Origin of the sequence: Furfurilactobacillus entadae (assembly GCF_045862745.1) — a bacterium.
Lineage (GTDB): Bacteria > Bacillota > Bacilli > Lactobacillales > Lactobacillaceae > Furfurilactobacillus > Furfurilactobacillus entadae.
Window position 1 is genome coordinate 1 of the sequence record NZ_BQXN01000039.1, and the last position, 7,525, is coordinate 7,525.

The 7,525-nt window shown below is 38.5% G+C and carries 9 protein-coding genes; 2 read left to right on the plus strand and 7 right to left on the minus strand.

The features are described 5' to 3' along the window. Nucleotides 1-171 precede the first annotated feature (171 nt). Together ACKTR5_RS11425 and ACKTR5_RS11430 are read left to right on the plus strand one after the other, a co-directional pair. Nucleotides 172-390 (plus strand): hypothetical protein, encoded by a 219-nt coding sequence (locus ACKTR5_RS11425; protein ID WP_407881614.1) that lies wholly within the window; start codon nt 172-174, stop codon nt 388-390. Between the two features lie 407 nt (nt 391-797). Next, on the plus strand, nt 798-1,688 hold the full coding sequence (locus tag ACKTR5_RS11430) for a hypothetical protein (RefSeq protein ID WP_407881616.1): 891 nt from the start codon (nt 798-800) through the stop codon (nt 1,686-1,688). Between the two features lie 292 nt (nt 1,689-1,980). Here ACKTR5_RS11430 and ACKTR5_RS11435 read toward each other — a convergent pair whose 3' ends face one another. The 7 genes from ACKTR5_RS11435 to ACKTR5_RS11465 form a co-directional block, all read right to left on the minus strand. Continuing rightward, nucleotides 1,981-2,193 carry a hypothetical protein gene (locus tag ACKTR5_RS11435; protein WP_407881617.1) on the minus strand — a complete coding sequence of 71 codons (213 nt, stop codon included), beginning with the start codon at nt 2,191-2,193 and terminating at the stop codon, nt 1,981-1,983. A gap of 113 nt (nt 2,194-2,306) precedes the next feature. Continuing rightward, the gene (locus tag ACKTR5_RS11440; protein WP_407881619.1) at nt 2,307-2,852 is read right to left on the minus strand and encodes a PedC/BrcD family bacteriocin maturation disulfide isomerase; all 546 of its coding nucleotides are present in this window, start codon (nt 2,850-2,852) and stop codon (nt 2,307-2,309) included. Nucleotides 2,853-2,945: 93 nt separating this feature from the next. Beyond that, nucleotides 2,946-3,680 carry a LytTR family DNA-binding domain-containing protein gene (locus tag ACKTR5_RS11445; protein WP_407881620.1) on the minus strand — a complete coding sequence of 245 codons (735 nt, stop codon included), beginning with the start codon at nt 3,678-3,680 and terminating at the stop codon, nt 2,946-2,948. Nucleotides 3,681-3,700: 20 nt separating this feature from the next. After that, nucleotides 3,701-5,851, minus strand: coding sequence for a peptide cleavage/export ABC transporter (locus ACKTR5_RS11450; protein WP_407881621.1), 2,151 nt, complete (start codon nt 5,849-5,851; stop codon nt 3,701-3,703). Nucleotides 5,852-5,869: 18 nt separating this feature from the next. After that, the gene (locus tag ACKTR5_RS11455; protein WP_407881623.1) at nt 5,870-6,226 is read right to left on the minus strand and encodes a hypothetical protein; all 357 of its coding nucleotides are present in this window, start codon (nt 6,224-6,226) and stop codon (nt 5,870-5,872) included. Nucleotides 6,227-6,529: 303 nt separating this feature from the next. Beyond that, the gene (locus ACKTR5_RS11460; RefSeq protein WP_407881625.1) at nt 6,530-6,760 is read right to left on the minus strand and encodes an IS3 family transposase; all 231 of its coding nucleotides are present in this window, start codon (nt 6,758-6,760) and stop codon (nt 6,530-6,532) included. 546 nt (nt 6,761-7,306) lie between these two features. Further along, nucleotides 7,307-7,525 (minus strand): IS30 family transposase (locus tag ACKTR5_RS11465; protein ID WP_407881626.1); only part of this gene is annotated, 219 nt, incomplete at its 5' end.

Below are 7,525 nucleotides of genomic sequence, written 5' to 3' on the forward strand. Positions count from 1 at the left end.
GAGCTCACGTTCACGTATGGTAGGATGACAATAAGGGCTCATAGCTGTTTTCCTCCGTTGGTTTGTTTTCCCAAACACCATTATACGGGAGACTCAGTTATGAGCCTTTATATGTGTTGCACTTAAATTGTAAATTCGCGTGATGAATTTAAAGCGGCTTTTACCAAAGACATGCAAAATTTAGTTGATATCACTGATCAAGCACGTGACGGTGATTTTGTTAAAGCAGATGTCCGGAGTAAGTGGGATTGGTTGTCAATGCAGTTAACGCGTGTTTCGACGTTAGCGGCCCGGAATGCAGGTTATAATGTCCGAGTAGCGCCGCAGGAACGATTAAAATCAGTCATGGTTAGTTTGATTTATCAACGGTTACAGGCCATTAAACAGTAAGTACGTAAACCATACTATGAGGCGCGATTCCAAGATCAGTTTGGAAATGTGTTTAAACGGGAACTAAAGGAGACAACCATTACTCAAGCGCAGCATGATCAAGCCGCTGCTCAAGCAGTGGTAGATCAGTTACACCCGACGCCTGTTCAAGTGCTAAGAAAGACGGATAAACAGCAGACCCAACCACCATCGCTTGGTTTAGCTAAATTGGCCGGAAAATTAGGCAAAGAATATAGTGCGAAACAGATCCGATGTATGATGCAGATTACATGTCGTACCTGCGGACTGAAGATCGGATAGTGACGCCGGATCAGTTCAAAGAACTGCTAGAGAATCGTGACGCAATTGCCTAATTAGTGGGGATCGATCCAGCACAATTAACGCACTTGGAGCCGCGTAAAACGCACGTGGGTAAGGGAAGCCACGGAGCTAACCGCCCTGGAAGCAAGCTACCACAGTCGTTAGATGAATTAGATCAGTTTGGACCAGCGGCACGAGGTATTTACACCGTTGCGGCCCACAGCGCTTTAGCGATGTTCGCAGAAAACTACCAATACAAGGCAATCGAATTGCATTTGCAAGACTTTCCTGACTATCGGGCGGTCGTTAATAAACCGATCGAATTAGGTTTCAAATCTGTATTGGGTGATGAAGTTAAACCGTTGAATGTGGGTAAAATGGCCAATCCGTTTGTATATGAAGATGCGAATAAGAAACCAGCCGCACCGATAACAAGTTGGTTGTTTACGTATTTAGAAAAACATCAAGTCGGTACCGGGGCCACCATTTCAACCGGTAATGGTGCCCAGGTTAAGGAGTCAAAAGGAAAGTTATCTTTGACCCAGACAGGTCTTGTGACCGCCGTTATGGGTAAAGACGCAATGATCGCGTCGACAAAAGTAACTACACAACTATTTGATGGTATGGCGGCTGTGGGCCAGTTTGAAAAGGACCCAGTCGCTGTACTCAACACAGTGACGCAGGTTGCGGCGCATGATAAGCCGATTATGCTAGCAAATGCACAGGCACTACGTGAGGAATTGGGGCAGCCGACCGAAGAATTAGCAAGAAAGCCAGCTGAGAAAGCGACTGGCACAAACGCTAATGGCTTACAGGTTAAGTTCAATCAAACGTGGGCAAGCCACCGCTTTACAGAGGAAGAAGTTCAAAAGTTATTGGCCGGTGAACAGATCAGTTTTAAATACACGACTAAAACTGGTAACCAAAAGACCGCGACTGGTAATCTGCGGAAGCAAACATATAAAAAACACGAATTTTGGGGATTTAAAACGCGATAAAATTTTCTTAAAAGCCGTTCTTGCGCTTTGGCTGCTTAATATGAGCTAGACATGAATTAAATTCGCACCAACTTTAAACAGTATAGGTTGGTCAAAAGTGAATTTGCCAAAGAACGTTGTTAAATCAGCGTTCCTTTTTTAATACCATGATGACGACGTCGAACTAATATCTTTTATGTACCATAATTAGTAATCTATAAGAACCCAAAAGAAATACGCTGGTCAAGTTGCAACCGGCGTATTCATGAAGGTATGCACAGTGTCAGGAACTCAATCTAATAATTCGGCTGATCTAGCCAAAATCATCGCAACATGTCTCGTGCTTATGCTTAATTGCTGAGAAAATCGCACCGCAACTAAGACACCCGAGTTCGTAACCGCCTTCTCCCGATTGCCAGTAGCCAGAAACTCCTCCTGGTCCAACAAGTCCACCATTAATACTCTTCAAGCTTTCTTCATTTAGTACCTCGTCTGTTTCAAAAAGTTTTGATAAATCTTTTTTCATGATTATCATTCCTTTCCTGTTTTGACTGCTATTTTTCTACATCCTTACTATCGCATATATGTTTGGATTAATGCGTTTTTTGTTATAAAAGTCTTTTTTTGGTGGATTAACGTTTAATTAAGTTCTATTGCTAAGTTATTGAGTGCATTCAATTGTTGAAGTGTGGTATCAGATCCCACATATTCTTCCACGATTTTTCCATGTACTACCAAGGCGATTGTTGGGGTGCCTTCCCATTCATAGGGTTCGTTAAATGTGTCCCAGAATAGCCCTAAATCCGAATTCGGAAAATCTTTAAAACTTTCAGTCAAGTTTAAGTAATATACTGGTAACTTTGCCTCTGAGATAAACTGTTTCGTGACCGGCGATAGAGCCCTGCAGTAAGGGCAGCCACTAAACCCAATATAAGCGAAAAATTTGGCTTGACGATCATTCATTAGACTCAAATATTGCCATGCAGTAACTTGTTTAGCACCTTGAATATTTTCGTTGTATTGTTGGACAGTTATCGGCTGTGAAATTTGTGATGAATTATCTGAATTCGCACTAGAATCTGCTAACACATGAGTATAATATGGCGATACCGAAAAAAGAGAAAGAAAAAGAACTACTGAAATTAAACGTATTTGGAGCCATGGTGTTTTCTTGATCCTGGACATGATAATTCCCCCTTTCATGGCAGTATGCCATAAAATCAATGTACATATCGATTAGGTAAATTATCGTAAGAAATCTTTGATGTAACGTTAACATCATGAGATTTTGCAAAGCCGTTCGGTCTGTACCAGTTTTCTATAAGAGACTTCGGCTTGTAAATCATTGGCTAGTTTGATTACCCTAAGATTAGTATCAAGAAGCTTTATATAATCTGGATTTATTAAATAGCTTTTATGACATCGAAATAATGTCGGATATTTTTGAGCGTAAGTATTCAATAACCCTTTAAACACATAGGTTTTATTCAAGCAATTCAATTTAAGCATACCCGGATGGTTCGGAACGGTCTGAAGAAGGACAACCTCGTCTATTCGCACCTCAATATATTTTCCTTCCATGTGAAAGGCAAGATGCGTCTTTGACATTTGAACGTGATTCAAATAAAGAGAGTACGCGTAACGTAGATCATCTGATAGAACTGCGTCATCGAATTCAAAAAAAACGTCCATCGGTTCAAGGTGCAATTGAATTAATTCTTGGACATTCAAGAATTCATCAAAGCTTAATATGATTTCTCCAAATGCGCTTTTACTACGAATATGTTGACATATATTTAATATATCTTCTCTGTCGGCAGCCGCTACATGCAATAAGAAATAAATTGTTCGATGCTCGATACTTTGGTTTAGATACTTTGAAAGTTCGTGTATATCATTGTTACAGAATGATATTTTTGCATCAAAATCTTCGATTATAATTGTATTTTGTAAAAGCTGTTTAACCCTATCAAGTTCCTTTTCACGCGGACAAAGTATACAAACATTCAACATCCTATTCACCTACTTTCAAATCAACTTGCACAATTTTGAATCAATGACGCGTACGTGCCGCCTAGTTGCATTAGTCGGCTAGGGCTACCATCTTCAACGATTTTTCCGTTATTCATCACAATAACTCGTTTTGTGCGTTGACTAACTTCTGGACGATGAGCCACGAATATTATTGTCCGATCCTTTAAATCATTTAAGAAATCAATGATTTTTCGTTCCGTTTGGGTATCCAAATTACTAGTAGACTCATCAAAGATAATCACTTTCTTTCCAGTGATAACACCACGGGCCAAACAAATGCGTTGTTTTTGCCCACCTGAAAGTTGAGTTTGAGAAACTGATAAGTCTGTGTCATATCCGTTTGGCAATTCCATAATATCTTTATCGATTTGAAGTTTTTGGCAGAATTTGCGTACTTCAGTTAGGCTGGGAACTGTTTTTACTCCCAGAGTCAAGTTTTCGAATACTGTACCGGAGAACAAATGTGGATCCTGTGTAACGTAGGCAATTGTTTGTCTAAGATCTGACAATCTATAGTTTGAAATATCGAAATTATTAATTTCGATGGTTCCCTTAGTAGGTTCCATAAAGCCAACCAAAAGTCGAACCAATGTTGATTTTCCGGAGCCACTTGGACCCGTTAAAGCAATTTTTTCTCCTGATTTGATTTTAAAAGTAATTCCTTTTAAAATGTCTTTTGAGAATCCATAATGAAAAAATGTATTTTTGAAATTAATCTCGCTTAGACTAAATGGGATGGAAGCAACATGATCAGGTTCAGATGGAACCTCATAAACTTCGGTTAGGCGATTGTTGGCTACTCGGGCTGATTGATATTTAGATTGTAAATTAATGATATCTTGTATTGGATTTAAAAAATATCCCAGAAGAGCGTTAAAAGTGATAAGTTGCCCAATTGAATATTCGCCTTGAATTACGTATTTTGCACCAAATCCCAGAATCAATACGGTGAAGACTAGACGCACTAAATTTTTCAAAATTTGCTGCAGTTGAGTTACATTGCCCAGCTTGAATGAATAATCCAAAAATTTAATAAGGCCGGCGTTTATTTTGTTAAGCTGCTCATTTTCGGCATTTTGCGTTTTGATGCTTTCAATACCATCTATTGATTCAATGATTTTAGAACTCACTTCTGCGTTGCTTTGCATTTCCAAACGATTCAATTGTTCAATTCGTTTTGAAAAAAGCAAGACGACTAGCATATATATTGGAATGGCCATCATTGTTAACATTAACAACTTAATATTTTGAATTCCTAATACGAATGCCATTACCAAACCGACCATACTATTTAATAAAAGTGAAATTACACTACTTGCAATTGCGTCCACAATTTTACTTGTGTCACCGAATCTGGAAATTATATCTCCTGATGTTCTGGTTCCAAAGAAATACATTGGCAAGTGTACAACGTGTTTAACATAATCAAAGATCAGTGTATACGATAGATTTCTGTTCAGAATATTAAGCCAAAGTTGTTCTAAGTAAGAAATCAGTTGTTGCAAAATGTAAGCACTCATTAATGTTACAGCGCTAATATTTAACAGTGTAAGACTCTTTTGGGGTATTACTGTGTTTATAAGGAATTGAAAAAAATAAGCGCCAGCAATATTAATTACGGTTACTAATAATGAGGAGGCAATTATCCCAAAAATCAATAGACGTTGTTTTTTTAAAGCGGTCAATATCCGCCACATTGAATTACTTCGCTTTTTATTTTTTTTGAAGCCAACATCTGGCAACATAAAAAATGCAGTTCCAGTCCATTCGTTTGCTAATCGATCTTTATCAATCCAATGAAGGCCACTGCTAATGTCTGGGTCACCAACGAGAAACTTCCCATTTTTCACCTTAAATACTACGTAATAATGCTGTAGACTGCCATATTTTTTAACATGTATAATATACGGCATTGGAATATCTTGTCTATTTAGAAGTTCTAACGTGCCCTTGACTGCTTTTACTTGAAAACCAAGCTTTTTCGCAGCCTTCGCCATCCCTAATCCCGTGGTTCCGTTAATGTCTGTGCGCGCAATATCTCTAATTTTCGCAATTGGAACTTCCGATCCGTAACTCTTGAGTATCATCGAGAGAGCTGCAGGGCCACAATCTTGTTCATCTACCTGACTTACATAATATTTTGAAAACATGTTACCCACCCTTATTGGTTAAAAATGAGCGATATCTGAATGTTTGTTTTTGTGCTGTTTGTATTCAGCATCATCATAAAGTGGAACTCCCTTTTGTTTGGCCATTTTTTCAAGCATACTAGCAATTTCGTTCCATTCTGATGTAGTTAAATAAGATCCATTAACATTTGCAATAACACCGTTTGTAACGATCGGAATTGCAGCACTAGGTATACTAGTCAGTGAAGAAACGTCTTCTTTACTTAAATTCAATGTTTTCATATAGTATTCTGTTGCACGAGCTCCTGGATTTGTTAGCAACCAGCCTGCACCCTTTTGTGCGCCCCCTTTAAATGATCCACGAATTAGATACCACAACGTTGAGTGAGTTTTCATACAGATCACAACCTTTCTAGAATTAATATTTCACACTAAGAGTATCACATTAAAGTTTTCTAACTTTAAATTTATACTTTTCTCATTTTTAATATAAATAGTTTCAATTCTTGTTGCTATTCCGTGCAACGGGTACATGACTAAACAGGGAGAAATAATTTAAAAACCATTTTAATGCTTTTGAGAACTTCTTCGTATCGAACTAATATAAGAAATGTTTCGAATATGTTACGCGCCATTCACGTATTTGAACAATACTTAGTGACCTTTACCCCAAAAGTTGGAACTAAATAGTTTTGTTAATTAGGCAGTTAATTGCCGCTCGAAATCGAGTGGTGATTGACCGCCTAATTTTATTTGAATTTGCTTTTGATTGTAATAATTAATCCAGGAATCGATTGCTTTGATTAGTTCCGAGGCGTTTACGTATTGCTGTAAACTACCAATTTCAACTTTTAATTTATCAAAGACAGTCTCACATGCTGCATTGTCTAAACAAGTCACTCGTCGAGACATACTTTGCCGGATATGCATTTGTTTGAGTGGCTTTCTCCATGCTCGATGCTGGTATTGCCAGCCTTGAACTCGATGAGGACTTGTGCGAGTTCTTGGTTGGATGCTTTCTCAAGACTTGTATTTTTTTAAGGCGTCTAAGCGTATCCGCAATGATAAATTCTCTTGTTCGGGGCGTTTGATGCGTTCCTAATCTGATTCTTTTGCGATGTGGTTTCACTCCCGTTCGCATCTCTAACAACACTTGACTACCATATAGATTATAAAGCCGTTCCCAGCGCACAATAGCCTCCATTGAAGCGAAGCCAAAGTGACCACAGGTCGCTGTTATTGACACGCGATTTTGTTGTTTCTACTTTACAAGATCAACACGAAACTTATCAGTAACTTTGGGTGGATTGAGCAATCCTTGGCGGCCATATTCTTCATAGATAGCAACTAGAACACTGAATAGCTGTCTGGCAATGTGATATCTGTTTCGAACGGCGGCTTTTGAATCCGTTCCCGTTAGATACGCTTCAACAGCAATGATTTTAGTTTCAATAGAAATTTTAGTCACGCAAATTGTCAAACCAAGTGCAACACCCGCTGATGGTAGACTTCATCTGGTGTTTGCCAGTTAAGACATTTTCTTGGGCGTTGATTAATTTTATTGACGATGTGCTTAATTTCTTGGGCAGAATAATTGTTTAAGTCAGCTTTTTTGGGGAAATACTCACGAACTAGACCATTGGTGTTTTCATTTGTACCACGTTCCCATGGCGCATGCGCATCAGGAAAGTAGAA